Source organism: Paenalcaligenes sp. Me131 (genome assembly GCF_050487225.1).
In the GTDB taxonomy this organism is placed as follows: domain Bacteria; phylum Pseudomonadota; class Gammaproteobacteria; order Burkholderiales; family Burkholderiaceae_B; genus Paenalcaligenes.
The window spans coordinates 326,065-351,849 of record NZ_JBKQGY010000002.1 but is presented as its reverse complement, the minus strand read 5'-3'; the positions used below and the strand labels follow the sequence as shown (position 1 = coordinate 351,849).

General features: G+C 51.4%; 19 protein-coding genes and 1 tRNA gene. 12 read left to right on the top strand and 8 right to left on the bottom strand.

The window, feature by feature from the left end; translation table 11 throughout:
* The first annotated feature begins 9 nt into the window (after positions 1-9).
* The 3 genes from ACLPHM_RS09765 to ACLPHM_RS09755 all read left to right on the top strand — a co-directional run bounded on the left by ACLPHM_RS09765 (position 10) and on the right by ACLPHM_RS09755 (position 6,400).
* Entirely contained in the window at positions 10-2,073 is a 2,064-nt protein-coding gene (locus ACLPHM_RS09765; protein ID WP_430221045.1) for a DEAD/DEAH box helicase, read from the top strand.
* Complete coding sequence (locus ACLPHM_RS09760; RefSeq protein WP_430221044.1) at positions 2,066-3,235, top strand: GIY-YIG nuclease family protein; 1,170 nt, start codon at positions 2,066-2,068, stop codon at positions 3,233-3,235. Before ACLPHM_RS09765 ends, ACLPHM_RS09760 begins: the two co-directional genes overlap by 8 nt.
* A 180-nt stretch (positions 3,236-3,415) precedes the next feature.
* Entirely contained in the window at positions 3,416-6,400 is a 2,985-nt protein-coding gene (locus ACLPHM_RS09755; protein WP_430221043.1) for an RNA-directed DNA polymerase, read from the top strand.
* A gap of 250 nt (positions 6,401-6,650) precedes the next feature.
* Here ACLPHM_RS09755 and ACLPHM_RS09750 read toward each other — a convergent pair whose 3' ends face one another.
* On the bottom strand, positions 6,651-8,087 hold the full coding sequence (locus ACLPHM_RS09750; RefSeq protein ID WP_430221042.1) for a tyrosine-type recombinase/integrase: 1,437 nt from the start codon (positions 8,085-8,087) through the stop codon (positions 6,651-6,653).
* 37 nt (positions 8,088-8,124) lie between these two features.
* A tRNA-Leu gene (locus tag ACLPHM_RS09745) sits at positions 8,125-8,209 on the bottom strand.
* A gap of 295 nt (positions 8,210-8,504) precedes the next feature.
* On the opposite strand from ACLPHM_RS09745, the gene ACLPHM_RS09740 reads away from it, so the two are divergent.
* Both ACLPHM_RS09740 and htpG read left to right on the top strand, forming a co-directional pair.
* Positions 8,505-8,972 (top strand): NUDIX hydrolase, encoded by a 468-nt coding sequence (locus tag ACLPHM_RS09740; protein ID WP_430221041.1) that lies wholly within the window; start codon positions 8,505-8,507, stop codon positions 8,970-8,972.
* 106 nt (positions 8,973-9,078) lie between these two features.
* On the top strand, positions 9,079-10,986 hold the full coding sequence (htpG, locus tag ACLPHM_RS09735) for a molecular chaperone HtpG (RefSeq protein WP_430221040.1): 1,908 nt from the start codon (positions 9,079-9,081) through the stop codon (positions 10,984-10,986).
* A gap of 127 nt (positions 10,987-11,113) precedes the next feature.
* Here htpG and ACLPHM_RS09730 read toward each other — a convergent pair whose 3' ends face one another.
* The gene (locus ACLPHM_RS09730) at positions 11,114-11,842 is read right to left on the bottom strand and encodes an aspartate/glutamate racemase family protein (protein ID WP_430221039.1); all 729 of its coding nucleotides are present in this window, start codon (positions 11,840-11,842) and stop codon (positions 11,114-11,116) included.
* A gap of 143 nt (positions 11,843-11,985) precedes the next feature.
* Here ACLPHM_RS09730 and ACLPHM_RS09725 point away from each other — a divergent pair, with 143 nt between their 5' ends.
* Positions 11,986-12,654 (top strand): helix-turn-helix domain-containing protein, encoded by a 669-nt coding sequence (locus ACLPHM_RS09725; RefSeq protein WP_430221038.1) that lies wholly within the window; start codon positions 11,986-11,988, stop codon positions 12,652-12,654.
* A 7-nt stretch (positions 12,655-12,661) separates the two neighbouring features.
* On the opposite strand, the gene ampD is transcribed toward ACLPHM_RS09725, so the two are convergent.
* From ampD to ACLPHM_RS09710, 3 genes are read right to left on the bottom strand one after another with little or no spacing between them, the layout of a single operon-like run.
* Positions 12,662-13,270 (bottom strand): 1,6-anhydro-N-acetylmuramyl-L-alanine amidase AmpD, encoded by a 609-nt coding sequence (gene ampD / locus ACLPHM_RS09720; RefSeq protein WP_430221037.1) that lies wholly within the window; start codon positions 13,268-13,270, stop codon positions 12,662-12,664.
* Positions 13,254-13,511, bottom strand: a complete 258-nt coding sequence (locus ACLPHM_RS09715; RefSeq protein WP_430221036.1) for a PP0621 family protein — start codon at positions 13,509-13,511, stop codon at positions 13,254-13,256. Before ACLPHM_RS09715 ends, ampD begins: the two co-directional genes overlap by 17 nt.
* Positions 13,504-14,355 carry a cytochrome C assembly family protein gene (locus tag ACLPHM_RS09710; protein ID WP_430221035.1) on the bottom strand — a complete coding sequence of 284 codons (852 nt, stop codon included), beginning with the start codon at positions 14,353-14,355 and terminating at the stop codon, positions 13,504-13,506. Before ACLPHM_RS09710 ends, ACLPHM_RS09715 begins: the two co-directional genes overlap by 8 nt.
* A 94-nt stretch (positions 14,356-14,449) precedes the next feature.
* Between ACLPHM_RS09710 and ffh the strand changes: the two genes are divergently transcribed.
* Positions 14,450-15,904 (top strand): signal recognition particle protein, encoded by a 1,455-nt coding sequence (gene ffh, locus ACLPHM_RS09705; protein ID WP_430221034.1) that lies wholly within the window; start codon positions 14,450-14,452, stop codon positions 15,902-15,904.
* Between the two features lie 72 nt (positions 15,905-15,976).
* On the opposite strand, the gene ACLPHM_RS09700 is transcribed toward ffh, so the two are convergent.
* On the bottom strand, positions 15,977-17,587 hold the full coding sequence (locus ACLPHM_RS09700) for an amidohydrolase family protein (RefSeq protein WP_430221033.1): 1,611 nt from the start codon (positions 17,585-17,587) through the stop codon (positions 15,977-15,979).
* 335 nt (positions 17,588-17,922) lie between these two features.
* On the opposite strand from ACLPHM_RS09700, the gene ACLPHM_RS09695 reads away from it, so the two are divergent.
* From ACLPHM_RS09695 to ACLPHM_RS09680, 4 genes are read left to right on the top strand one after another with little or no spacing between them, the layout of a single operon-like run.
* Positions 17,923-18,921, top strand: coding sequence for a TRAP transporter substrate-binding protein (locus ACLPHM_RS09695; protein ID WP_430221032.1), 999 nt, complete (start codon positions 17,923-17,925; stop codon positions 18,919-18,921).
* Between the two features lie 42 nt (positions 18,922-18,963).
* Positions 18,964-19,461, top strand: coding sequence for a TRAP transporter small permease (locus ACLPHM_RS09690; RefSeq protein WP_430221031.1), 498 nt, complete (start codon positions 18,964-18,966; stop codon positions 19,459-19,461).
* Positions 19,458-20,738, top strand: coding sequence for a TRAP transporter large permease (locus tag ACLPHM_RS09685; RefSeq protein WP_430221030.1), 1,281 nt, complete (start codon positions 19,458-19,460; stop codon positions 20,736-20,738). The genes ACLPHM_RS09690 and ACLPHM_RS09685 overlap by 4 nt, the downstream gene beginning before the upstream one ends.
* Positions 20,739-20,744: 6 nt before the next feature.
* Positions 20,745-21,653 carry an amidohydrolase family protein gene (locus ACLPHM_RS09680; RefSeq protein WP_430221029.1) on the top strand — a complete coding sequence of 303 codons (909 nt, stop codon included), beginning with the start codon at positions 20,745-20,747 and terminating at the stop codon, positions 21,651-21,653.
* Positions 21,654-21,655: 2 nt separating this feature from the next.
* On the opposite strand, the gene ACLPHM_RS09675 is transcribed toward ACLPHM_RS09680, so the two are convergent.
* On the bottom strand, positions 21,656-22,561 hold the full coding sequence (locus tag ACLPHM_RS09675; RefSeq protein WP_430221028.1) for a LysR substrate-binding domain-containing protein: 906 nt from the start codon (positions 22,559-22,561) through the stop codon (positions 21,656-21,658).
* Between the two features lie 127 nt (positions 22,562-22,688).
* Here ACLPHM_RS09675 and ydiJ point away from each other — a divergent pair, with 127 nt between their 5' ends.
* On the top strand, positions 22,689-25,736 hold the full coding sequence (gene ydiJ, locus ACLPHM_RS09670; protein ID WP_430221027.1) for a D-2-hydroxyglutarate dehydrogenase YdiJ: 3,048 nt from the start codon (positions 22,689-22,691) through the stop codon (positions 25,734-25,736).
* Positions 25,737-25,785 lie beyond the last annotated feature (49 nt).

Below are 25,785 nucleotides of genomic sequence, written 5' to 3'. Positions count from 1 at the left end.
TATCGCACTATGACAAAAATTGTACCCTCTGTGTCTGTCTCTTACGCCAGTAATGGCAGCTCCACCAAGTCCAATGCATTGGGTATGCGGCCCATGCAGGAACGTGCTTATGAGCGGCGGGGTGAACAGTACCTGTTGATCAAGTCGCCACCGGCGTCTGGTAAGAGCCGTGCTTTGATGTTTATAGCGCTGGACAAGCTGCACAATCAGGGGTTGAAGCAGGCCATTATCGTGGTGCCGGAAAAGTCTATCGGCGCGAGCTTTAATGACGAACCTCTGTCGAAGTATGGCTTTTGGGCCGACTGGCAGGTAGTGCCAAAATGGAACTTGTGTAATGCGCCGGGCACGGATAACGGCGGCAAAGTCAAAGCGCTCGGAGCCTTCCTCGACGGCGATGATCAGATACTGGTGTGTACGCATGCTACCTTCCGTTTTGCAGTGGATCAATTTGGTGTTGCGGCGTTTGATGACCGACTGATTGCGGTGGATGAGTTTCACCACGTATCTGCCAACCCGGACAACAAGCTGGGTGCACACTTGGGTGAGCTGATTGCTCGTGACAAGGTGCATATCGTGGCCATGACCGGTTCCTACTTCCGGGGTGATGCGGAAGCGGTGCTCGCTCCACAGGACGAGTCGCGCTTCGATACGGTAACTTATACCTATTACGAGCAGCTCAACGGCTATCAGTACCTCAAAAATCTAGATATCGGTTACTACTTCTATTCCGGCTCCTACGCTGACGATATTCTTAAGGTGCTTAATCCCGCCGAGAAAACTATCGTCCATATTCCCAGCGTAAATTCCCGCGAGAGTACCAAGGACAAGATTCGCGAGGTGGAGCACATCATCGAGGAGCTGGGCGAATGGCAGGGCACTGACCCGGTAACGGGCTTTCAGTTGGTCAAAACGCCAGAAGGCCGATTGCTGAAAATCGCCGACTTGGTGGACGACGATGCCGTGAAGCGGGATCGGGTGTCCGCTGCACTAAAAGACCCCGAGCAGAAACACAACCGCGATCACGTGGACATCATTATTGCCTTAGGGATGGCCAAGGAAGGTTTTGACTGGATTTGGTGCGAACATGCGCTGACGGTTGGCTATCGTTCCAGCCTGACAGAAATCGTTCAGATCATCGGTCGTGCGACGCGTGATGCTCCGGGCAAGGCCCGTGCGCGTTTCACTAACCTGATCGCAGAGCCGGATGCGGCGGAGCAGGCGGTGACAGAGGCCGTGAACGATACTTTGAAGGCCATTGCTGCCAGTCTGTTGATGGAGCAGGTGCTGGCTCCGCGCTTCGAGTTCACACCTAAGAACCCTACCAGTGGCCCGCAGGCAGGCTTTGATTATGGCGAAGGTGGGTATGATCCTGGCAAGTGCAACGTGGGCGTCAATGAAGAAACCGGAAAGTACCAAATCGAAATCAAGGGACTAGTGGAACCCAAAAGCGACGAAGCTACGCGCATTTGCCGGGAAGATTTGAACGAGGTGATTGCCAGTTTTGTACAGGACAAAAACACCATTGAGCGTGGCTTGTTCGATGAAGAACTGGTGCCGGAAGAGCTGACACAAGTGCGCATGGGCAAGATCATCAAGGATCGTTACCCCAACCTGGATGCGGAAGACCGGGAGGCGGTTCGCCAACACGCGATTGCTGCGCTGAATCTCACTCAGCAAGCCAAGCAGCTTCTGGTCGGTGGAGAAACGACAGATGTGGGTGGCACCGAGCCGAAACCTAATACCGCGTTGCTTGCTGGCGTGCGCAAGTTCGCCATGGACGTACGCGAACTGGATATCGACCTGATCGACCGCATCAACCCATTCAGCGAGGCCTACGCGATTTTGGCCAAATCCATGAGCGAGGACAGCCTGAAGCAAGTGGCCGCTGCCATTTCTGGCAAGCGCACCAGTCTGACGCCAGAGGAGGCCAAGGAGCTGGCTTTGAGGGCGGTCAAGTTCAAGAAGGAGCGGGGTCGGCTGCCATCGATGAGTTCAGTAGATCCTTGGGAGCAACGTATGGCTGAAGGTGCAGCGGCGTTTGTGCGTTTCAAAGACGAGGGGCGTTATGACTGATCTGGACGATTTGCGTGCTGAGCTGGATGAATTTGCCCAGCCGACAAAGAAAAAAAGCCTCTCAGCCCGTGAAGAGCGGATTATTGCTGGTTTTGAGGAAATTCAGCGTTTTGTCGAGCTGCATGGCCGTACTCCACAACACGGCGAAGAAAGAGACATTTTCGAGCGGCTCTATACCGTGCGCCTAGAGCGTCTGCGCACCCTTGAGGAGTGTCGCGATCTGCTGGCCCCCCTTGATCATCAGGGCTTGCTCAGTGGTGACGCCAGGGATGAGGACTCAGTGGAAACGATGGACGATGACGCTCTGCTTGCCGAGTTGGCCGGGGCAACTGGATCTGTTGATATCACTGAATTGCGTCACGTGCGTACCAGTGCTGAAAAACGGGCGGCAGAAGAAATTGCCAACCGAGATACATGCGAGGATTTCGAGGCATTCAAGCCGCTATTTGATCAGGTGCGCAGTGATCTGGAATCAGGTTTGAGAGTGACACGGCCTTTTGGGCAGTACGCCACGATTGAGGTGGGACACTGGTTCATCCTGGACGGTCAAACAGCCTATGTGGCGGAAGAAGGCGAAGAGTTCGACTCGCCACAAGGCAAGAAAGACGCTCGGCTGCGGGTCATTTTCTCGAATGGCACCGAAAGCAATCTGCTACGGTTGTCCTTGGTTCGCGCTTTGTATAAAGACGAAACAGCACGTCGAATTACTGATCCTGATATGGGGCCGTTGTTCAGTGATTTCCTAGAGGAGGGTGATCTGGAAAGCGGCACTATTTACGTGTTGCGCTCGCTGTCTGATAACCCCTATGTGGCCGAGCATCGTGATGTCATCCACAAGATTGGTGTCACCGGTGGCAAGGTAGAAACGCGCATTGCCAATGCCGAGAATGACTCCACCTACCTGTTGGCGAAGGTCGAAGTGGTAGCTACCTACAAATTAGCAGGCATTAACCGCACCGGGCTAGAGAGGTTGTTCCACAGACTGTTCGCGCCCGCACGGTTGAACATTACCATCAATGACCGCTTTGGCCATCCCGTGCAGCCAGAGGAATGGTTTCTTGTTCCTCTGTTTGTCATTGATGAGGCTGTTGCGAGGATCAAAGATGGGAGCATTACCGAGTATCTTTATGATCCGGAGATTGCGGTGTTGGTGAAGGTATAGACAACGAAATTTACGAATAACTCTGGCGCGGCTACCAGCTTGTCCCTACGAGCGACGGCAACGTGGCGGCTTGACCTGTGTAGTGTCAGGGGTTAAGAGAAATATAACAAAAGGGTCCGGCCACTGTTGCGCGGTCTGTGTACCTCAGAAAGGAAGCATATGCCAGTGTCGCAGTCAGAGATGTTCAGTCTAGGAAATTTATACGTCGCGTATCGGAAGGCGAAGGCAGAGGCGTTTTATGAGAATACGCACTTTCATGCGTTAGCCTTTACAAAGTACGAGCAGAGCTTAGATGTCAATCTCTGTCGGCTCCGATCGCGCCTGCTGGAGCGCTCTGTTACATGGCCGACAGACCTGAGTTTTATTGGTGATCATGCTTACTTGCCCAAGTCCGTAGATTGCAGCGCATGGGATGCGAATACTGATGGTCACTTCCGAGCACTTGACCCAAGGCAGGACTGGCAGCACCGCTTTGACGACTCAGGAGAAAGAGCCAACGCTGCGCTTAGGCTTGTCATTAGACCAACAGTCGATTTTCAGATTGTGTCCGCTTTATGGATCATTTTCGTAGGACACTTGTTTGACGCAACATTGGATAGAACAAACTCTTTCGGCAATCGGCTTAGGAGGTCGAGCGGTGGGATTCAAGACGAGAGGATCAGTGTTCCAGGGGTAAACCTCTCTACGCCAGGGTTGTTCGTTCCATACTTCTCTGCCTATCGTGATTGGCGTGAGCGCGGGCTGTCGTCCATGGAATGCTCCCTTGAGGCTGGCAAGAGCATCCTGGCCATTACGATGGATGTCGAGAAATTCTATCATCGTGTTTCACCGAAATTCTTGTTGAGGAAAGCCTTCTTGGAGTCCATCGGACTGGCGCTAGCGCCAGTGGAAAAGAAATTTACTGAGCAGCTGCTTGAGGCCATTACAACCTGGTATCAGAGCACACCGGATTACGACCACCGACCAGCAGGTGCAATCCCGGTCGGGTTGTCTGCCTCGAAAGTTATTGCGAATGTCTTGCTGGCTGATTTTGATCGGGCAGTTGTCGCCAACCTTGAGCCCGTTTACTACGGGCGATACGTTGATGACATCTTTTTAGTGTTGAATTCGGCAAGTGAAGATCACGGTGCTCAACGTGTAATCGAGCGCATTCGAGAAGTAATGGCTCCTCTTTTATCAGTCAAGAAGGGGGCTGGCTGTCCTGATTCGCTCACTTTAAAACTGCCATATGCGAAGGATTCTGAGCTTATTTTTGCGGCTTCAAAGCAGAAGGTTTTTGCTCTCTCTTCTGCGCATGGCTTGGACCTAGTTCATCACATTAGAGATCAAATTCGACAGCAGTCAAGCGAATACAGGTTATTGCCATCGGTACCTGAGTCGGGAATTGCCATGGCATCTAGGGCCTTGTTTGCGACTCCGAATGCTGCATTGCAGGCTGATGCCTTAAGAAAGGCGGATGTGGTTTCAGTGCGACGACTTGGCCTTTCTCTTCTTCTTAGCGACATTGAAACTTACGCAGTAGACTTGGCACCGAGTTCGTGGCAGGCGCTACGTGAGGAGTTCTATGGCCTCGTAACCCGACACGTGGTGACACCTGCAGGGTTCTTTGATTATTTCGGCTATATCCCGCGCGTTTTTGGCTTAATGTTGAGTTGCGGTGATAATCGGCAAGCCAAGTCATTAATCTCTGATCTCGTCGAGATTTCCGCTCTCCTTCAAGCGACTACTTCACTCGGCCTGCCGGATCAGGTAGACGACTTTCAACTCTGTCTTCAGCAGTACGCACATGCATTACTGCAGGCGGGGCTCCAGGCTGGCACTCTCAAATCTGGGAGTTTGAGTCTAGGGTATCTAAGTGTTTTCCGAAAGCTCAAACAGCTAAGCTGTAGCGTCAAGGTTCCAGCTACTGTTCGGTCACTTGAGTCTTTGGTGAATCAGGTACTGCTTTCGGACTGGGGGCGCCGACCATACAAGGAGCATTGGCTTCAGTATCAGAAGGTCGATGAGATGGGGCCGAAGGTTCCTCGCGCCATGGAAGTGCAACGGCAGCTAAGACTTGGCGCAATTCGACGGTTCTGGTTAGACGCTACGGATCTTAGGGTTCCGCATTGGCCTGCGCTAGCATTCCCTACACGGCCGCTTCGCATCGACGAGATAGGGCTTGTGGCACCAACTGTTCTATCTGATTCAGCACTTTTCCGGAACGTCATCCGTTTCCTGCGTGGTGCAGAGGTGGTCACTGCCCATTCGATAGGGTTCTTGCACGATGAAGATTCGCCGACTGCTCACTTCATTGCCCCCGGTCGCTCAAGGGAGCGTATTCGAGTCGCGGTGACAAGTTTGGAGACATCTGATGCCCAGTGGGCTGCCGCGGCGCGAGGAAAGCAGGATAGGTCTGTAGGTCGCTATGTTGCTTTCAATGGATTGATTAACCGAATATTGAAGGAGGAAAAGAGGCCTGATTACATTGTGATGCCAGAGCTCAGTGTTCCGTTGCGATGGGTTCTACGAGCCGCGCGCAAGCTCGCGACCAACGGTGTCTCGATGCTGGCAGGTGTCGAATACCACCGTGATCGGGTGACCAAGAAACTGAGAAACGATAGCCTCGTGTCATTGACTACCCATTGGCCCGGGTATGCAAGCAGCGTTGTGGTGCTGCAGCCCAAGTTCGAAGCAGCGCACGGTGAGCGGCAGGAACTGAGGAAATTGCTTGGAAAGAAAGGAGAGCTCTTTAAACCAACAGGCTCGAAGGCAAAACCGACGCTGTACGGGCACCGCAACTTCTATTTTTCATTGCTAATTTGCAGTGACCTTACAAACATCTCACATCGTAATTGGCTGCGAGGAGAGATAGACGCTTTATTCGCCTTGGAATGGAACCCAGACACAAAGACCTTTTCTGCCCTTGTTGAAGCCACTGCCAATGACTTGCATGCTTTCGTTGTACAGGCTAACAATCGCAGGTTTGGAGATAGTCGGATTAGGGCACCTGCGATTCAGGACTACGCCCGAGATGTAGTACAAGTTAAGGGAGGAGTCAGCGACTACTATGTGCTTGGTGAGATCGACTACAAACAACTTAGGGTTGAGCAACGCCGTAAGGTGAAGAATCGGCAATTCAAGCCCGTGCCGATCGGTTACGCGATGTCGCGCTACAGGAAATAGCTGAGAGCTCCTTTCAGGGCGTGGCCTAAAGAAATTTTATATTTAGTGGCGAATATGAAGCGGCTATGATGTCATGTCTGAGTTCTGGGCGTATTGGAGTTCTAAAAAAGACATTTTTTATGGTATCAATAGGCTCATGGTTTACAAGCTAAAGTTTTATAAGTTTTTTTCTTTATATTGATAATTAAGTGGGAATCATTAGTAATGAGCTTGCTACACCCAAGTCATTCCCTTATTTGTAGCAGCTAAGTTAGTGCTGTGATGGCCTTGTTTTGGTAGAGATCATAAGATCCTGCTGGGAAAATTCAAATGGATTAACGGCTTTTTCTCTGTTCGCATCTAAAAAATCAGCCCACCATTGCATCATCAGTCTGCGTTCATCCAAATGTTCGGCTTTATGAATATATGCGGCTCGGACAGAGTTTCTCTCTTGGTGGCTCATCTGCCGTTCTACGGCATCCCTAGACCACAGTTTTGATTCAATGAGTGCACTACAGGCCATGGTCCTAAAACCGTGGCCACAGACCTCTGTTTTCGTGTCATAACCCATTGTCCGTAACGCGCTATTAACCGTATTTTCACTCATGACCTTCTTAGAGTTATTGTCATTTGTGAAAATAAGCTCTTTATCACCAGTCCAATTGTAAATGCGTCTCAATATTGTTAATGATTGAGTGCTGAGTGGTACAAGGTGAGGGGTACGCATTTTAGAGCCGCGGTGGGAGAAGCGCATGCCTTCAATTGGTTCTCGTTCTGCGGGAATTGTCCAAAGAGCTCGCTCAAAATCTATCTCGCTCCAACGAGCAAATCGCATTTCACTTGACCGTACAAAAACACGTAGTGCGAGCTCAACAGCAAGGGTTGTAAGTACTCTACCTTTGTAGCTGCTAATTCTTTCTAAAAGCTCTGGTATGCGCTCAAAAGGTAAGGCTGGGCGGTGCTTTTCTTTACTGGTCGGAACTGCACCAGCGATATCTTGTGCTGGATTGAAGTCAATCAGGCCGCTTTGAACAGCAAAACGCATAATCGATGTGATGCGCTGCTGTAAGCGGGAGGCTACCTCTAAGCGGTCAGAGTCTACAACAGCACGAATGGGTACGAGTAGGTCACGTGTTTTAAGATTTTTAATGTCTGTTTTGCCGATAACTGGAAAAATATCGGCTACTAGGCTTTGTAGCACCCTATCTCGGTGAGATTCAGACCATGTTCTATTGTTGGCGTGCCACGCTCTGGCAACATCCTCAAAGGTAGTGCCATTGCACTCTTCAAATCGCTCTTGTTTTTTTTGCTCACTTGGATCTACGCCTTCAGCCAATAGTTGTTTGGCATCGGCGCGTTTAGTCCGAGCTGCTGCAAGTGTGGTGGCTGGATAGACTCCCAGCGCTAGGGTTTTTTGTTTGCCGTTAAATCTATAACTAAGTCGCCAATACTTGGAGCCGTTAGGATGAACAAGTAAGTGCATTCCTTCACCATCGGTTAGCTTATATGGTTTATCGGCAGACTTTGCTGCGCGTATCTGCGTATCACTGAGAGCCATGACTGTTGGTACATTCTTTGATGAGTAGATGTTGTACCAGCATATACCAACACTTATACCAACAACAAATGCTTGATGTGGGTAGACTTCAGTTGATCTGGGGAGGGTGTAAATGCCTGGAAAGCCTTGTAAAGGCTGGGTTTTAGGCAAAAAAATAGACCTCGGTTGAGGTCTATTGAGTATTCTGTGGTGCCCGGGGCCGGAATCGAACCGGCACACCTTTCGGTATCGGATTTTGAGTCCGACGCGTCTACCAATTCCACCACCCGGGCAACTTCTAGGCGTGGATGTTTCGTTTGAAACATGTGCTAGGAAAGAAAAGAATTATACCTCGAATTCGAAGATGATCAAGAGCTAAATGCAAAATATTTCATTTTTCTTTAAAAAGAGCCGGTTTGGGTCTGTGGATAGCCCGTTGTAGAGGGAATGCAGGTGTCCAGAGTGATAAAAGTAGCGATTTTGCGGAGTAGGCCATCACTAAGGTTCTAGGGGTAGAAAGCGCTTATGGGCGATACTGTTCTAGGTTTGGCGACTACGTCAGGCTGTAAGAGTAAGGATTAAAGGTAAATGAGCGTGACCCCTGCTGTAGAAACCCCTGCAATGCCAGTTCGTAGGCCTATACCCGCCACCTTGGGGGTGGTGTGTAAAGAGCATCAGGTGTTATTGATACGACGACGTAATGCACCCGATATAGGGAGGTGGAGTTTTCCGGGTGGCAAGATTGATTTTGGTGAGTCCATCGTAGAGGCAACGCAGCGTGAAATCATGGAAGAAGCGGCTGTACAGGCTGAAGCCTTGCAAGTGGTGACCGCCGTGGATGCACACGATATAGGTAGTGACGGCGAGCTGCGTCAGCACTATATTCTGATCGCTGTGGCGTGCAAATGGCTGGGTGGTGAAGCGTGTGCTGGTGACGATGCTTTAGAAGCTAAATGGTTTGATTTGAACGAGTTAGCGCATATAGAACTTGCCCGTAGTTTTGATGTGCAAGCTGTTGCTACACAGGCGTATCAACGCTATCTGGAATGCATGTAACAGTATGGCTCTTGATATTTACGTAGGCGTCCCCAACTAAGAGATTAATGCGCTGGCGGCGCAAGCCGCTATAGCTTGTTGATGACAACTGAGTAAATACGTAACCATGAGCCAAACCGAGAATAATGTTCAGGCAGCCGAAACCCTAGGTTTTCAGACCGAGGTCAAGCAGTTGCTGCAGTTGATGATTCACTCGCTGTATAGCAACAAAGAGATTTTTCTGCGCGAGTTGGTATCCAACGCGTCAGATGCTTGCGATAAGTTGCGCTTCGAAGCGATTGATCGCCAAGAGCTGTTGGAAGGCAACAGCGAACTACGCATACGTGTTACCTACGACAAAGAAGGTAAGACACTGACCATTAGCGATAATGGTATTGGTATGAACCGCGAAGAAGCGATTGCCAACTTAGGTACTATTGCACGCTCCGGCACCAAAGAATTCTTCACTCAACTGACTGGCGACAAACAAAAAGATGCACAGTTGATTGGTCAGTTTGGTGTGGGTTTCTACTCCTCCTTTATTGTGGCAAACAAAGTATCGGTATTGTCACGTCGTGCGGGTGATGTAGAAACTGAAGGCGTACTGTGGGAGTCCGAAGGTTTGGGCGAATTCACCGTGAGCCCCGCCGAGAAAGCAGACCACGGTACTTCCGTAACGTTGTACCTGCGCGATGACGCCGAAGAGTTCCTAGACGGCTGGCGTTTACGTGCAGTGTTGCGCCGTTATTCCGACCACATTTCTTTGCCCGTGCAAATGCTCAAAGAAGAGTGGGACGAGAAAGAATCCAAGCAAATTACGCTTAGTGATTGGGAAACCGTTAACCAAGCCAATGCGTTGTGGACGCGTTCGCGCTCAGAAATCTCTGACGAGCAGTACCAAGAGTTCTACAAACACATTGCTCACGATTACGAAAACCCGCTGGCATGGACACACAACCGTGTGGAAGGCCGCAGCGAGTACACGCAATTGTTGTATGTGCCTAAGCACGCCGCCTTTGATTTGTGGGATCGCGATGCCAAGCATGGCGTGAAGCTGTACGTAAAACGCGTATTCATCATGGATGACGCGGATCAATTGCTGCCAAACTACCTGCGCTTTGTACGCGGTGTGGTGGATTCAGCCGATTTGCCGCTGAACGTGTCACGTGAGATCTTGCAAGAAAGCCGTGATGTACGTGCGATCCGCGAAGGTAATACACGTAGATTGTTGGTGTTGCTGGAAGATTTGGCTGAAAACCGTAAAGAGGAATACGCCGAATTCTGGACTAACTTTGGTCAAGTATTGAAAGAAGGCGCTGGCGAAGATCAGGGCAACAAAGAGAAAATCGCTGCCTTGCTGCGCTTTGCTTCTACCCACAACAACAGCGCTGCGCAAGATGTATCCTTTGCCGATTACATCGCTCGCATGAAAGAAGGCCAAGACAAGATTTACTACGTTACAGCCGATTCTTACACTGCAGCGGCAAACAGCCCTCACTTGGAAGTATTCCGCAAAAAAGGCATCGAAGTATTGCTGATGTCCGATCGTGTAGACGAATGGATGTTGTCTTACCTGCACGAGTTTGAGGGTAAGGCGTTGGTATCGGTAGCTAAGGGCGGTTTGGACTTAGCAAGCTTGGAAGACGAAGCCGAGAAAAAACACCAGGAAGAAGTCGCTGAAAACTTCAAACCCTTGGTTGAGCGTCTGCAAACAGCGCTGGGCGACAAGGTGAAAGAAGTGCGTGTGACATCACGTTTGGTGGATTCCCCGGCGTGTGTGGTCGTGGATGAGAACGAACTTAGCCCACACCTGATCCGTATGCTGCAAGCTGCTGGTCAAGAAGTACCAACCGTCAGACCTATTTTGGAACTGAACCCTGAGCACGCTTTTGCAGCACGTCTGCAATCGGCGGATGACAGCCAGTTCGAAGATTTGGCGTTGGTATTGCTGGATCAAGCGTTGTTGGCTGAAGGCGCGCAGGTAGAAGATCCTGCCGCGTTCGTGAAGCGTGTGAACAAGCTGTTGCTGGGCTAAGCTCAAACGGCATAGCGCAGACAGTGGTCTGTGCAACAAAACACCCCAAGGGCTCAATGCTGTTGGGGTGTTTTGTATTGTGTATTGCAACTAGGTAAAGCGAGCGGTGTAAGCCCTGTGTACCCGTTTACATATGCCCGTGATACGGCTTACGCACTAACGACTGGTGCACGTAATCAATCATGGTGATGAAGTCGAAGACGGGTAGTTGGGTATCGCGTTGCACGGCGTGGGCGTAGGGTGGTAAGTCGCTGCATTCCAGCAAGATTGCCCCTAAGTCTGGGGTTTGCGTCAGCATGTGGCGAGCAACACTCGTGACTTCGTCTTCAATGGTGCTAGAACACAAGGTGCCTTTTTCTTGAAGGATAGCGCTGCTGAATTCAGGTTGATGCTCCATACCAGCCACGACGACGGGAATGCTGTCCGAAATACCGAGCGCTGAAAAATGCATAGGGCCTAGCTGGCAAGCGTTAGCCGTAATAATGCCTACGGGTTTGCGGGTCAGGGCGTGGATAAAGGGGATTTGCATCAGGCTGGATAAAAACACCGGAATATTGACCGCTGCGGCTACTTCCTGTTGAAACAGAGCCATAAACCCGCAGGCACCGGTAATGGCTTTTACGCCACGACGCTCTAGTTCTTGGGCGGCCTCAATAAAGGGCTTGATAAGCTCGGGGTCGCGCTGGTTGAGTAGCCTATCAATGGAGGCGCCCTTAACCTCTTGATAGCACACAGGATAGCTAAAGGTGGTCGCATTGCCCACGTTGCCAGGAATGCAGGGGTAAGCTGCGTCTAAAATTAGAATACCTATGCTTTGGCCATACCAAGATTGGCTGGCTTTTTGAACGTGATACATGAAGCGGTTGTCTCCGTAAATTATATGTTTCCAATGGGAAACTTTATGTTCGCAGCCTGCTATATGCCTAAATGCTAAGTAGCGCATTCTATATTAGCTACGTTATAGTGCTTATTATCTCTTAAAATTTGAAAAAATCTACGATGGTGGAATCTACAAGCGATGCCGTATTGTCTAGGGCGTCAAAACATACCTTGTTAACAGAGCCTGCTGCACCGATTAGCCGCAATGCTTTTGGTGAGCGTTTGCGACACTTACGTCGCGAGCTGGGCTGGACACTAGAGCAAGCCAGTGCCGAAACCGGGGTGGCCAAGTCAACGCTGTCTAAAATCGAAAACGGCGGCATGTCGCCTACCTTTGATCTCATACAGAAAATCGCTGCTGGTCTGCGGTTGGATCTCGTTGATCTAGTAGGGGCGGGTGGCAGCAATCAAGGTGCAGCAGCACGTCGTAGCCTGATGCAGGGCGAACAAGGCCCGTTACTGGAAGGTAAGGCTTACGTACACGAGCTGTTGGCGTCTGACTTGTCTCATAAGAAAATGCTGCCGTTTCGTACAGTGGTGCGGGCACGCAACTTACGCGACTTTAACGGCAAACTGATTCGTCACTTGGGCGAAGTGTTTTTGACCGTGCTAGAGGGCAGTGTGATGTTTATGTCCGAGTTCTACGGCCCCGTAGAACTGCACGAAGGACACTGTATTTACTTCGATGGTCAAATGGGCCACGCACTGATCTCTACCTCTGAAAAAGATGCGGTAGTGATGTGGGTGAGCGATAACCATAGCTCCGTGCCTAGCAATATTGGCGTGTAAGCGCTGGCTAGTCGGGGTCTGTTAAATCAGGAAAATGTGGGCGCGGCCACGGGCTGTTGCTGGCATAGGCTTCCCAATCAAAAAATGGGCCCGGGTCGGTTTTACGGCCCGGTGCTATATGCTCGTGCCCACGAATAGCGTGTAGGTCGTGGCGTTCAGCCAAAGCCTGTGAAAGCTGGTTTAGGCTGTCGTATTGCGCGGCCTCAAAGGGACAGAAGTCACTGCCTTCCATTTCTATACCAATAGAGAAATCATTACACACTTGGCGGCCATGATGGTTTGAAACGCCAGCGTGCCAGGCTCTATCCAGGGTAGACACAAACTGTACGATTTCACCATTACGGCGAATCAGAAAGTGCGCCGATACCGTCACACCACGTATGTTTTCAAACCACGGGTGGCTGTTGATATCCAGTTTGTTCTGAAAGAAATCAATAATCGCGTTGCCCTCAAAAACATTGGGCGGCAAGCTGATATTGTGAATCACCAGTAAATCTATAGGAGTGCCCTCAGGGCGCGTATCGAAATTAGGTGATGGGGCAAGCGTGACACCAGCGGCGGGGGTAAGCCAGCCGTCTGGTTGCAGATGCAAAGCGCTGTTATTTACGTGGGCCATGCTTGGCATGTTCCAGGCTACACCATGTGTGGCCATCGCTCATCAGGGCTTGTGAGCGAGGCAAGTGTACGCCGCAGTGTTCGCAGCGCACCATGGGCTCGGCTTTGCCTCGTTTGGTTTGTGCGCGGCCTTGTTGTGGATTGCGGGTCTGCTGGTTTTGTCTGAGCTTTTGCGCAGCCACTACGCGCATCACCAGAATAACGGCCAGAATAACGATGACCCAGAGTAAAACCTTAGCCAATAGCGCCTCGCTGCAAAATAACGTCTAAAACAAAGTGGGTACCGGAGTACGCCAAAATCAAGAAAGCAGAACCAGCTAGCATCCAACGCAGAGCGGTGCGACCGCGCCAGCCCCAGATACGGCGTCCCAAGAGCAGCCCACCAAAGGTAAACCAAGAGAGCAGCGTGAAGATGGTTTTATGATCCAGCGGTAACAGCGTACCTGCTAGATGCATGTTGACAGCACTACCCGACAAAATGGTAAGCGTCAGCATCACAAAGCCTATGCGTACCAAGCGGAATAACAGCTCTTCTTGCACCAGCAGCGGTGGCATGGTGTCTAAGGCACGGTGCAATAGGCTAGGCATTTCAGGGTGCGAAGCTGGACGGTGCAGTTGCCTATCGAGCGCCGTCATTAAGATGGCATGCAGCGCGGCAACCGTCATCAGCCCGTAGGCAGAAATGGCGATCAATAAGTGTATGCGCAGCCATTCGTTATCGCCGTGCAAAATAATGGCCCCACCGGGTACCAAGGCGGCGAGTAAGCTCACGATGGTGGCGGCAGGCAGCAAAATAAGCAGTAGGCTGTCTAAACGCAGGAAAAGGCTTTCAAACCAGAACACCACCATACCCAGCCAGATTGCGGCTGAAAGTGCCAGAGCCCACCCTAAGTGCAGGCCTTGTGGCAATATAATGGTAAGCAATAGCCCGGCGCCATGTAGTACGATGGCAGCAAGCAGGGCTATACGGCATGCTCCGCTGAGTACGGGTTGCTGGCTGCCTCGAGTAATAGGACGCCATAAGACAATCGCTAATACAATATAAGCCAGAGCGGCCAGCAAGTGAAATACAATGCTTGCAGACATAAATATCCGACAGACGATTAAAGCTTTACAGGGCGCTTGGCCCTGAACCGGGTAGTAACCCCGACGAATCACTAGTTTAAGCGAAACCAGCCATATGTTCGAAAATCTTACTCAGCGCATGGCCCGTGTTGTAAAAACAATGCGTGGTCAGGCGCGACTTACCGAAGCCAACACACAGGATATGCTGCGCGAAGTGCGCATGGCATTACTTGAGGCTGACGTCGCGTTGCCCGTGGTGCGGGAGTTCATTGCAAAGGTCAAAGAAGAGTCTTTGGGCAGTGACGTTGCCGACTCCTTGAACCCAGGTCAGGCATTGGTGGGGGTAGTGCATAAGCAGTTGACCTCGCTGATGGGAGCCGATCTGGGTGACGAAGCCAGTGAACTGTCTTTAGCCACACAACCTCCTGCCGTCATTTTGATGGCGGGTTTGCAAGGTGCGGGTAAAACCACTACCACGGCAAAACTGGCGAAATGGCTGCACGAGGGTGGTCACACCCAGCATGGCCGCAAAACCGGTAAGAAAAAAGTATTGGTGGTCAGTGCCGACGTGTACCGACCCGCTGCTATTGAGCAGTTGAAAACCGTTGCCGCACAAGTGGGCGTCGATTTCCTGCCTAGCGACACTTCTGAAAAACCAGTAGATATCGCCGTGCGCGCGGTAGATCACGCAAAGCGTCATCACTACGATGTGCTGATTCTGGATACGGCCGGTCGTCTAGGTGTGGACGAAGCCATGATGCTGGAAATCCAGCAACTGCACCAAGCAGTGAAGCCAGTGGAAACGCTGTTCGTTGTGGATGCCATGCAGGGGCAGGATGCGGTGAACGTCGCCAAGGCCTTTGGTGAAGCGTTGCCACTGACTGGTGTGGTCTTGACCAAGCTGGACGGTGACTCCCGAGGCGGTGCGGCATTGTCCGTGCGTCACATCACTGGCAAGCCCCTGAAATTTGTTGGGGTGTCCGAAAAAGTTGATGGTCTAGAGCCTTTCCACCCCGAGCGCATGGCGCAACGTATTTTGGGGATGGGCGATATTGTTTCGTTGGTTGAGCAAGCTCAGCGCAACATCGACATCGCTGAAGCCGAGAAAATGGCGCAGAAGATCAAATCGGGCGACCGCTTTGATCTGAACGATTTCCGCGACCAACTGCAACAAGTGAAAAAAATGGGCGACATGGGCTCATTGCTGAAAAAACTGCCTGCGCAATTTGCGCAAGCGGCTGAGCAGTTGCAGGGTGGTGAAGCTGAAAAGCAATTGCGTCGTACTGAAGGTATTTTGAACTCCATGACACCACAAGAGCGCGCTAAGCCCGAGTTGCTAAAAGCCTCTCGCAAGCGCCGTATTGCAGCGGGCTCTGGTGTGCCTGTGCAAGAGGTAAACCGTTTGCTGAATCAGTACGATCAGATGAGCGGCATGATGAAGAAAATGAAAGGCGGCGGTATGGCCAAAATGATGCGCGCTATGAGTGGTATGGGCGGCATGGCCAACGGCATGCGCAATATGATGGGCGGCTTTGGTGGCGGTAAGAAAGGCGGTTCTAAGCGCCGTTAATCTACCATCGCAAAAAAGCCCTGCTTGTATTTCCGTTGTGGCAACAAGCAGGGCTTTTTTTATGTGTGGAGGTTAGAACCCGTACAGACGCGCGGGGTTATCTACCAAGATTTGGTGGATGATTTTTTCGTCGTGGTTCGCCCAGCTAAAGAAATCTTCCAATAGCGTGGTGTCGTTAGGCATAGGTACGCGTATGCAGACATGTGGCCAGTCAGTAGCCCACAGCATACGAGAGGCATTGGCTTCAATCAACGCGGTGGCATAAGGGGCGACGTCTTGGTAGGGTGTAGCGTCTTGATTGGTGAAGCGGTAAGGGCCAGAGAGCTTTACCCACACTTTGTTTTCTTGCAGCAGGCGCAGCAGTGCTTGGAAACCATGATGCGCCGTGCCTATACTGGCTGGCATGTGGCCCATGTGGTCAATCACCACTTCTACCGGTAGGTAGGCTAGGGTGTCGTACAGGTCGGCGAACTCTGAAATGTCCACCAGCAGTTGTAAGTGCCAACCTAGTGGCGCAATGCGGTACGCCAAGCTAGTGACGTCGGATACCTCTACGCCACTCTTGTACAACAAGTTAATACGTACGCCACGCACCCCTAACGCATGCATGCGCCAGAGTTCTTCGTCGCTGGTTTGCTGGCTGATCACGACTACACCACGGTAGTTGTCACCGCCTTCTTTTAAGGCTTCTAGTAGTACGCTGTTGTCATAACCGTACACGCTAGGTTGCACGATGACGCCGCGACTCAGCCCCAATGTGTGTTGCAAGGCTTTGTAGCTTTCTAGGGTGGCCAGTGGTGGCGTATAGGAACGGTGAGCGGTGAAGGGGTGTACGGACGAGTCACCAATAATGTGGAAGTGACAGTCGCACGCGCCTTCAGGCAGCGTAATGGATGGCGGTGTAGAAACTGGTAACGGTGCGGGGCAGGGTGGTGCGTAGGTCTCACCCAGGGAAGTCATACGGGTGATTTCCCAGCCCTGTAAGCCTTGTAAACCATTGCGTTCAGCCGAGTTGATCACTTGTTGCCAAGTTGCGCGTCGTGCCAAGTCTGGGTCGCCCAACAAGATGGCGTCAAAGATGGCTTGATACTCTTGCAGCAGTGTGCGCTTTAAGGTGCTGGAGTGTTCCACGCGTCGTTCCAGCGCGGCTACCTCAAAGATATGCGCTGTCAGGAACAAGATGAAATTCTTGAAATATTCGTTGGCCGTGGCTTCAGCAATAGCGCGTTTAAACGCCAAGCTTTTTTCAATCAACTCTTGATTAAGGTGCAAGGCTTCGCGCAGCTCTAAGAAGGCATTTTGTATGGCTTCTAACTGGCTGCGGGTGCGCCTTCTGGCGGCCATGCCGGCTGCGGAAACTTCTAGGTCTAACCGCATCTCGTAGAGCTGACGCAGCTTAGAGAGGGTTTTGAGTTCTTCGTGGTCAATCTTGAAGCTGTTGTGTAGCCCACGCTCAGAAACGAATGCCCCAAGCCCTTGGTGGCTCTCTACTAGACCATCGGATTTCAGGCGTGCCACGGCTTCGCGTACCACGTTACGGCTGACTTCAAACATGGCAGTCAGTTGCGATTCTGTGGGAATGCGATCGCCAGGTTTAAGGCGGCCTTGAGCAATCTCGGTTTCTAAATAACGCGAGATGTCTTCCGATAGCTGACGTCTAGAGGGTGCAGGGCTTTTTTTCATGGAAGCTATCATACCATCGGAGCTTGTCACTTGATAACAAGTTGCTGTTACTTGTTTATTTAGCCCTGAAAAGTGCCTGATTTAGGTCTGTTTCATAGAAGTTGCTGCGCTTCTTGTTGGTCAAGTTGCCTATTTTTTGAGTTGTTTTTCCTTGTTTTTACTACTTGGTAAACAGGTTTTTTTATTGGGGTTGTTGCTTTTTTTTGGTATGTGGCAAGGCTTTTGGTTGCAAAGCTCTATGTTTTAAATGTTATGATAAAAAAACTTGTAGTACAAGTGGTGTGTGCAAAGAGGAATAAAACCAGCACACGACATGAATATTTAGGAGCGATGCAATGATTGGAAGCAAACAAGGTAAATGGCGCGTAGCGCTGGCGTGTGCCTTAACACTGGGAGTGGTTGGTGCAGCACAAGCAGTCACCAATATTCGTTTGGGTTGGACAACATCGGATAGCGCCGTTGATCCGTACGCGATTACTGCACATTACTTTCAAGAAGAGCTGGAAGCAGCGGCACCTGGCCAATTCAGCGTGAAGTTCTTCCCTAGCAACCAGTTGGGTAACGACACTGAAATGCTGCAAGGCATGCAGATGGGTACCTTGGACGCTGGTGTGATCACCGGTACACAGGTAGGCACGATTGAGCCCGCCTTTCAATTGACTGACTTGCCTTTCTTGTTTGCTAACAAGCAACAAGCGCACGACGTGTTGGATGGTGAAGTAGGTCAAGACCTGCTGCAGCGTTTGGATGCTAAAGGGATTGTGGGGTTGGGTTTTGCTGAAGCGGGTTTCCGTCACGCAATTAACAACCAACGTCCTATTACTGAGCCTGCCGAGTTCAAAGGTTTGAAACTGCGCGTACAGCCTAGTAGCTTGTTTTTGACTAGCTTTAAAGCCTTGGGTGCTAACCCTGTAGCGCTGCCATGGAGCGATGCATTTACGGCGGTACAACAAGGTACGGTAGACGGCTTAGAAATCCCATTGGCCGTGATTTACGCCAACAAATACGCTGGCGAAGTGAAATACCTGTCCTTGACTAACCACACGTACAACGCGCTGCCACTGTTGATGTCCAAACGAGCATTCAACCGCATGAGCGAAGAAGAGCAAGCCATTGTTCAGGCGGCTGCTCGCAAAGCGATTGAGCGTCAACGTGTTGCCGTAGCTCAGAACGAGCTGGACTTGTTGGAGCGTATTGCGGCTGAAGGTATGCAAGTGAACGAAGTGACGGATGCTGCAGCGTTCCGTGAGGCTGTGAAGCCTGTGTACGACGAGTACCGCGACAGTATTGGTGCTGACGTATTTGATCGTGCGTTGGGGCAAGTGACTCAATAAGTCGAGAGCCTAGTGTGATGTCTTTTTCTCGTGAGCAGTGACATGAGCAAGTATCTTGAGAATGTCAGCAAGTGGATAAGCAGAGGAACGGCCGTTCTGGCCGCTCTTTGCTTGTTGGTTATGGTGTTTTCCTTGCTGGACGGTGTGTTCTTCCGCTATGTGCTAAATGCTTCTCTGACGTGGTCAGATGAAGTGGCTGTATTGGCATTTAGCTGGAGCATCTTTTTGTTTTCTAGTGTGATGGTGCAAGAGCAGGGGCACGTGCGTATCACGTTACTGCTGGCTGCACTGCCGCGTCCGCTAGAGGTTAGCTTGGAAAAAATCAGCTGCATTTTAGTGTTGTTGTTCGGCGCGCTGATGGTGTGGGCAGGGTGGCAATTTGTAGGCTTCACGGCAACTCAGGTGTCGCCCGCTTTGCGTTACCCATTGTGGTTGCAAACGGCTGCGATTCCTGTGAGTGGCGCTCTGATTGTGCTGCATTCGTTGGTGCTGTTGTTTCAGCCCGTACCTGCTAAAGCTTCCGAGGAGAAGGCATCATGAGTGAAGTCGGCATCGTACTGATTTCAGGGCTGTTCATCTTGCTACTGATGGGTGTGCCCATTGCATTTACGCTGGGCATTCTGACCGCAGTAGGGTTGTGGATGGCCGATTTTGACCAGATGATTCTGGTGCAGCGTTTGTTGGCCGGTAGTGCCGTCACCAGTTTGATTGCTATTCCTGGCTTCATTCTGGCGGGTGATTTGATGACTGCTGGTGGGTTGTCACGACGTTTGGTGCGTATTGCGTCCTCGTTGTTTGGCCACTTTACGGGTGGGCTGTCCATGTCCACCGTGGCAGCTGGTACGTTTTTTGGTGCGATCTCGGGTTCTGCTCCAGCGACGACGGCTGCTGTAGGTTCTATCATGATTAACGAGCTGGAGCAGCGTGGTTACTCACGCGGTTACGGCGCAGCGCTGGCGACATCCATCGGGCCGTTGGGCCAGATGATTCCTCCTTCCATTCCTATGATTATTTGGGGTGTGTTGGCTGAGGAGTCCATCTCCAAACTGTTCTTGGCTGGTGTAGTACCTGGCTTGTTGGCGGCAGGTGGTTTCTGCGTGGTCAGCGTGTTGTACGCACGTAAGCACAAGATTCAACCAGAAAAACGCCCTAGTGGTCGCGACGTGCTGAAGGCATTGCGTGAAGGCTTCTGGGCCATCATGGCGCCAGTGGTGATTCTGGGTGGTATTTACGGTGGTGTGTTTACACCTACCGAAGCCTCAATGGTTGGCGCGTTGTACAGCTTGGTGATTGGTTTGTACGTCTACAAAGACTTGCAGTGGAAAGCGCTACCCGGAATTTTGATGGGTTCGTTGCGTACTACTACCGTGATCATGTTCATCATTGTGGTGGCCTACGGTTTTGCGTGGGTGATTGCAAGTGAGCAAATCCCATCACAAATCAGCGATGTATTGCTGAGCCTGACCTCCAACCCATTTGTCTTGCTGCTGTTGATTAACCTGATGCTGTTAGTGTTGGGCGCGATCATGGATACCGTATCTGCCATGGTGATCCTGAGTGGTGTGCTGATTTCTGTTGGTTTGCAAATTGGTTTGGATCCTATCCAATTGGGTGCGATGGTGGTGATCAACTTTGCCGTGGGTATGGTGACTCCACCGTTGGGGTACTCCTTGTTCGTGGCATCCAGTATTAGTGGCTTGAAAGTAGAACAAGTAGCGCGCCATTTGTGGCCGTTCCTGGTAGTGCTGTTGGCCGTGGTGGCGCTGGTGGCATACGTGCCTGCCGTAACGCTGTGGTTGCCAGGTTTGGTAGGTTGAACATAGATGGTTAGTTTGGTTGTAGAACAGGCAGCAATTGCTGCCCCAACAATCCCCGGTCCATTGGCGGTAAGCCCCTTATATAAGGCGGCTTTACCTGCTGGGGCGTGTGATTGCCATGCTCATTTGTTTGGACCGCAGCAGAAATATCCGTATCAGGCGAATCGTAGCTATACGCCACCTGATGCTAGTGAAGCATCGTACAGAACGCTGTTGCGCACGTTGGGTTTCCAGCGTGCAGTGCTGGTACAGCCTAGTGTGTACGGTACTGATAACAGCCTCATGCTGGATACCTTGGCTGGATTGCCGCAAAACGATGATATGCAATGGCGTGGCGTTGCCGTGGTAGATGCCTCGGTGACCGACGCTGAGCTAGAGCGTATGCATGCATTGGGTATACGCGGTGTGCGTATTAACTTGGTGTTCCCCGGTGGTATCACCTTTGATGATGTACGCAGTCTGGCCAACCGTTTGCAGGGATTGGGATGGCACATTCAATTCTTGGTAGATGTGTCCCGTTTTGAGCATCTGGTAGATAGATTGTCAGCGTTGCCTACGCCGTGTGTGATTGATCACATGGGGCATGTGTCTACCGCTAAAGGTACACAAGAAGCAGGCTTCCAAGGTTTGTTGGAACTGATGAAAGCGGGCAATACGTGGGTGAAATTAACTGGCCCTAATCGTATTTCCACATTGGATGCTGCACCGTTTACCGATGTAGACCCATTTTTCGAAGCCCTAGTGCAGCAACGTGCTGATCGCTGTGTGTTTGGTACTGACTGGCCGCATGTGCAGTTGTCTACCTCTATGCCACGCGATGAGGACTTGGTTAATGAAGTGCTGCGCTTGTTGCCAGACCCCGTACTACGCCAGAGGATCCTGACGGATAATCCGGCGCAATTATACGGTTTCTAAGTTTACGCAGTGGTCGCCGCGTGATGCGGCGATTGCTGTAATAGCCACTCCCTAAACGCGATCAGTGAAGGCAGAGAGGCGTTACGGTTGGGGTACACCAAGTAGTAGCTACGTGGGCTAATCAGGGTGGGGCCTACGGTTTGCAATTCGCCGCGTTGCAGCTCATCCAGAATTAATGCTTGCGGCACCAAACCCGCACCAATGCCAGCGCGTACTGCTTGAATCAAATGCGAGGTCAGCTCAAAGCTTGGCCCCATGCGCATTTGAGTATGCGGTAAATTGAAATGTGAGAACCAGTCGCCCCACGCTTGTGGGTTGCTGTTGATGGTGAGCAGGGTTTGTTTGCCTAGCCATTCGGCAGTGACATCATTTTGCTTGGCAACGTCGGGGTTGATGATGGCAATCAATTGTTCGTTTTGCAGTTGATGTGCCGTGCAATCAGGCCAATATCCCGTACCAACTGTGATGGCGGCATCCAAGTCGCCTTGCTCAAAATTCAGATCGCCAATGCGTGAATGCAGGTGGATGGTAATACCGGAATTGGCGGTATAAAACTCATGAATACGCGGTAATAGCCACTTTGACCCAAAGGTGGGTAAGGTGGCAAGGCGTAGGGTGCTACTGCCGCTTTGGTGCGACATGGCTTGCAGGGTAGCACTACGTATAGAACCCAGGGCGTGTGTAAGCTCTAGGTAGTAACGGCGGCCAGCATCCGTCAAACGTACCGAACGGCCTTCGCGTCTGAAAAGCTGTAGCCCCAAATGGCTTTCTAGCGCCTGTACCTGTTTGCTGATGGCGCTTTGGCTAAGGGATAAGTCTTCAGCTGCACGAGTGTAGCTTTCATGGCGTGCGGCGGATTCAAACACCAATAGCAACGACATGGAGGGAGTGAGATGTCTAGCGTTCATGAATTTTGTTCACCATCCGACGGTGAAGATTTCGTTTGTGGTCTAGCGTGTAATCACTGAAACTATAGACTAGCCCTTTCTTATTAGTTTACATGAGTAAAACTCAGGAATCTGTGGTTTTGTTTTTATGAATATTGCTTCCGTCCAGACCCTCGATCCAGTAGCTCCCCGTTATGCCGAATTTTTGAAGGCGCTGGCGCAGCGTGGCTTCACGGGTGAGATCCAAACCGACTACGCGCACCGCACGGTGTTGGCTACAGATAACTCCATTTATCAGCGTTTGCCACAAGCGGCGGTGTTTCCTCGCTCTATAGAAGACGTGCGCTGTCTGGCGAGCCTGATGGGCGAGAAGGCATATAGCAATATCACCCTGACGCCGCGTGGTGGTGGTACCGGTACCAATGGTCAGTCGCTGACCGACGGTATTGTGGTGGATCTGTCACGTCACCTAAACCAGATACTGGAAATCAACGTAGAAGAGCGTTGGGTTCGCGTGCGTGCCGGTGTGGTGAAAGACCAATTGAACGCCGCCCTAAAACCTCACGGTCTATTTTTTGCGCCAGAGTTGTCCACCTCGAATCGGGCAACCTTAGGCGGCATGATTAATACCGACGCCAGCGGGCAGGGTAGCTGTAAGTACGGTAAAACACGTGACCACGTCTTAGAACTAGACATGGTGCTGCTGGGCGGCGAAGCCCTGCACGGTGAACCGCTGAACAAAGACCAGCTAGACGCAGCCTGTGCGCAGCCCGGTAAAGTGGGTGAAGTGTTCCGTACAGCACGCCAAATCAGCGAAGAGCGTGCTGAGCAAATTGAAAAAGGTTTCCCTAAGCTCAACCGTTGTTTGACGGGCTACGACTTGGCTCACCTGTGGGAGCAAGACGGCCGCTTTAACCTGAACAGCGTGTTGTGCGGTGCCGAAGGTACGCTGGGTTTTGTGGTTGAGGCCAAGCTCAATGTGCTGCCTATTCCTAAGTTTTCTACCCTCATTAATGTGCGTTACGGCAGTTTTATGGATGCGCTGCGTGATGCGCATGCCTTGCAAGCACAAAACCCCTTGTCCATTGAAACGGTGGATTCCAAGGTGTTGATGCTGGCGATGAAAGATTTCGTCTGGAACAGCGTATCGGAATACTTCCCGCAAGATGAGCGCCCAACCTTGGGTATTAACTTGGTGGAATTTAGCGGCGACAGTGAAGACGAGGTAGCAGCGCAGGTACGCACCTTTATTGAGCACTTGCAGCAAGACCAGACTGTTACTCGTTTGGGGCATACCATTGCACAAGGCTCTGACGCCGTCACACGCGTGTATGGCATGCGTAAACGTGCAGTAGGTTTACTGGGTAACGTAGAGGGCGAAGCGCGTCCACAGCCGTTTGTGGAAGATGCCGCTGTGCCCCCTGAGAATTTGGCCGACTTTATTGCCGAGTTCCGTGCGGTGCTGGATAGCCATAATCTGGAATACGGTATGTTTGGTCATGTGGATGCTGGTGTGTTGCACGTGCGTCCGGCCTTAGACATGAAAGACCCAGCGCAAGCCGCGATGATTCGTCCTATTTCGGATGCAGTGGCTGAGCTTGCCCAGCGTTACGGCGGCTTGTTGTGGGGTGAGCACGGTAAAGGCGTGCGCTCTGAATACGCACCTGCTTTCTTTGGTGATTTGTACCCAGCCTTGCAGCAGCTTAAAGCGGCGTTTGACCCGCATAACCAGCTGAACCCCGGCAAGATTGCGACGCCCGCCACACAGCCTGAAGCGGCTTTGCTCAAGATCGACAAAGTGACACTACGTGGTGAGTACGACCGACAAATGCCGCTGCGTACATGGCAAAGTTTTGGCACGCCCATGCACTGTAACGGTAATGGCGCCTGCTTTAACTACGATCTAAACGACGCCATGTGCCCATCGTGGAAAGCCACGCGTGAGCGCACCCATTCTCCTAAAGGGCGTGCATCGTTAATGCGCGAATGGCTGCGCTTGCAAGAGCAGTCTGGTGTGGATGTGCTCGCCGTAGAGCAAGAGCCACAATCGTTCTGGAAAGGGCTGTGGAAAAAGCGTGCGTCTAAACAAGACCCACAAGCAACACCCGATTTCTCGCACGAAGTGTATGAAGCTATGTCGGGGTGTTTAGCCTGTAAATCATGTGTAGGCCAATGCCCAATTAAAGTGAACATCCCCGAGCTGCGTTCTAGATTCTTGGGTTTGTACCACCGTCGCTATGCCCGCCCTGTGCGCGATTACTTGATTGCCTCGTTGGAATACAGCATGCCAACGTTAAGCAAAATGCCGTGGCTGTATAACGGCATGCTGCGTCAGAAGTGGGTGAAAAGTATTCTGGAAAAACGCATAGGCATGGTGGATAGCCCCATGTTCAGTTCTATGGATTTTGGCGAGGTGCTAAAAGCGTGGAATGTGCGTCCTGCTACGCCCTTAGCATTAACGGCGTTGACGGCTGAAGAGCGCGCACGTAGCGTGATCCTCGTGCAAGACGTGTTCACCCGCTATTTTGAAACTCCTGTGTTGGCAGCGTTAATCGAGCTGGCTTCGCGCTTGGGTTATCAAGTGTGGTTGGCACCGTTGAACCCCAACGGTAAACCGTTGCACGTACAGGGTTTCCGCAAAGCCTTTGCTAAAGCAGCCATACACAATACGCGTCAATTGCAGACCGTCGCGGGCTTTGATATTCCGTTGGTGGGCTTAGACCCTGCCATGACGCTGGTGTACCGTCAGGAATACACCTCGGTGCCTGACATTGGCATCGTGCCGCAAGTGCAGTTGCCACAAGAGTGGTTATTGAACGCGTTGCCTGAAGATGTGGCAGTAGCGTCTACCGAGCAGCTATACCGACTGCTGCCGCACTGTACTGAAAAAACCAATGCTCCAAATAGTATTCAGCCGTGGGCGCAGTTATTCAAACGTTGTGGCTTGTCGCTGAACATTCCGCCAGCAGGGTGCTGCGGTATGTCGGGTACTTACGGACATGAAAGCCGTAACCAAGAAACGTCCAAGACTATCTTTAGTCAGTCATGGGCTAAGCACTTGGACGCACCTGCTGAAAAAGGCGAAGCCTTGGCTACAGGGTATTCGTGCCGCAGTCAGGTGAAACGCATGAACGAACAAACGTTACGTCACCCGCTGCAAGTATTGTTGGCGCACGTAAGCCAGCACGTCAAATAAGAAACCGCCTCTGGTACTAAGGCCAGAGGCGGCTTACTTATGCACAGGC

Coding starts and splice junctions, on each gene's coding strand:
- ACLPHM_RS09675 (WP_430221028.1), bottom strand. CDS start 22,561: ATGAACGCTAGACATCTCACTCCCTCCATGTCGTTGCTATTGGTGTTT.
- ACLPHM_RS09740 (WP_430221041.1), top strand. CDS start 8,505: ATGAGCGTGACCCCTGCTGTAGAAACCCCTGCAATGCCAGTTCGTAGG.
- ACLPHM_RS09695 (WP_430221032.1), top strand. CDS start 17,923: ATGATTGGAAGCAAACAAGGTAAATGGCGCGTAGCGCTGGCGTGTGCC.
- ACLPHM_RS09685 (WP_430221030.1), top strand. CDS start 19,458: ATGAGTGAAGTCGGCATCGTACTGATTTCAGGGCTGTTCATCTTGCTA.
- ampD (WP_430221037.1), bottom strand. CDS start 13,270: ATGGCCCACGTAAATAACAGCGCTTTGCATCTGCAACCAGACGGCTGG.
- ACLPHM_RS09755 (WP_430221043.1), top strand. CDS start 3,416: ATGTTCAGTCTAGGAAATTTATACGTCGCGTATCGGAAGGCGAAGGCA.
- htpG (WP_430221040.1), top strand. CDS start 9,079: ATGAGCCAAACCGAGAATAATGTTCAGGCAGCCGAAACCCTAGGTTTT.
- ACLPHM_RS09680 (WP_430221029.1), top strand. CDS start 20,745: ATGGTTAGTTTGGTTGTAGAACAGGCAGCAATTGCTGCCCCAACAATC.
- ACLPHM_RS09760 (WP_430221044.1), top strand. CDS start 2,066: ATGACTGATCTGGACGATTTGCGTGCTGAGCTGGATGAATTTGCCCAG.
- ACLPHM_RS09700 (WP_430221033.1), bottom strand. CDS start 17,587: ATGAAAAAAAGCCCTGCACCCTCTAGACGTCAGCTATCGGAAGACATC.
- ydiJ (WP_430221027.1), top strand. CDS start 22,689: ATGAATATTGCTTCCGTCCAGACCCTCGATCCAGTAGCTCCCCGTTAT.
- ACLPHM_RS09765 (WP_430221045.1), top strand. CDS start 10: ATGACAAAAATTGTACCCTCTGTGTCTGTCTCTTACGCCAGTAATGGC.
- ACLPHM_RS09730 (WP_430221039.1), bottom strand. CDS start 11,842: ATGTATCACGTTCAAAAAGCCAGCCAATCTTGGTATGGCCAAAGCATA.
- ACLPHM_RS09725 (WP_430221038.1), top strand. CDS start 11,986: ATGGTGGAATCTACAAGCGATGCCGTATTGTCTAGGGCGTCAAAACAT.
- ACLPHM_RS09710 (WP_430221035.1), bottom strand. CDS start 14,355: ATGTCTGCAAGCATTGTATTTCACTTGCTGGCCGCTCTGGCTTATATT.
- ffh (WP_430221034.1), top strand. CDS start 14,450: ATGTTCGAAAATCTTACTCAGCGCATGGCCCGTGTTGTAAAAACAATG.
- ACLPHM_RS09690 (WP_430221031.1), top strand. CDS start 18,964: ATGAGCAAGTATCTTGAGAATGTCAGCAAGTGGATAAGCAGAGGAACG.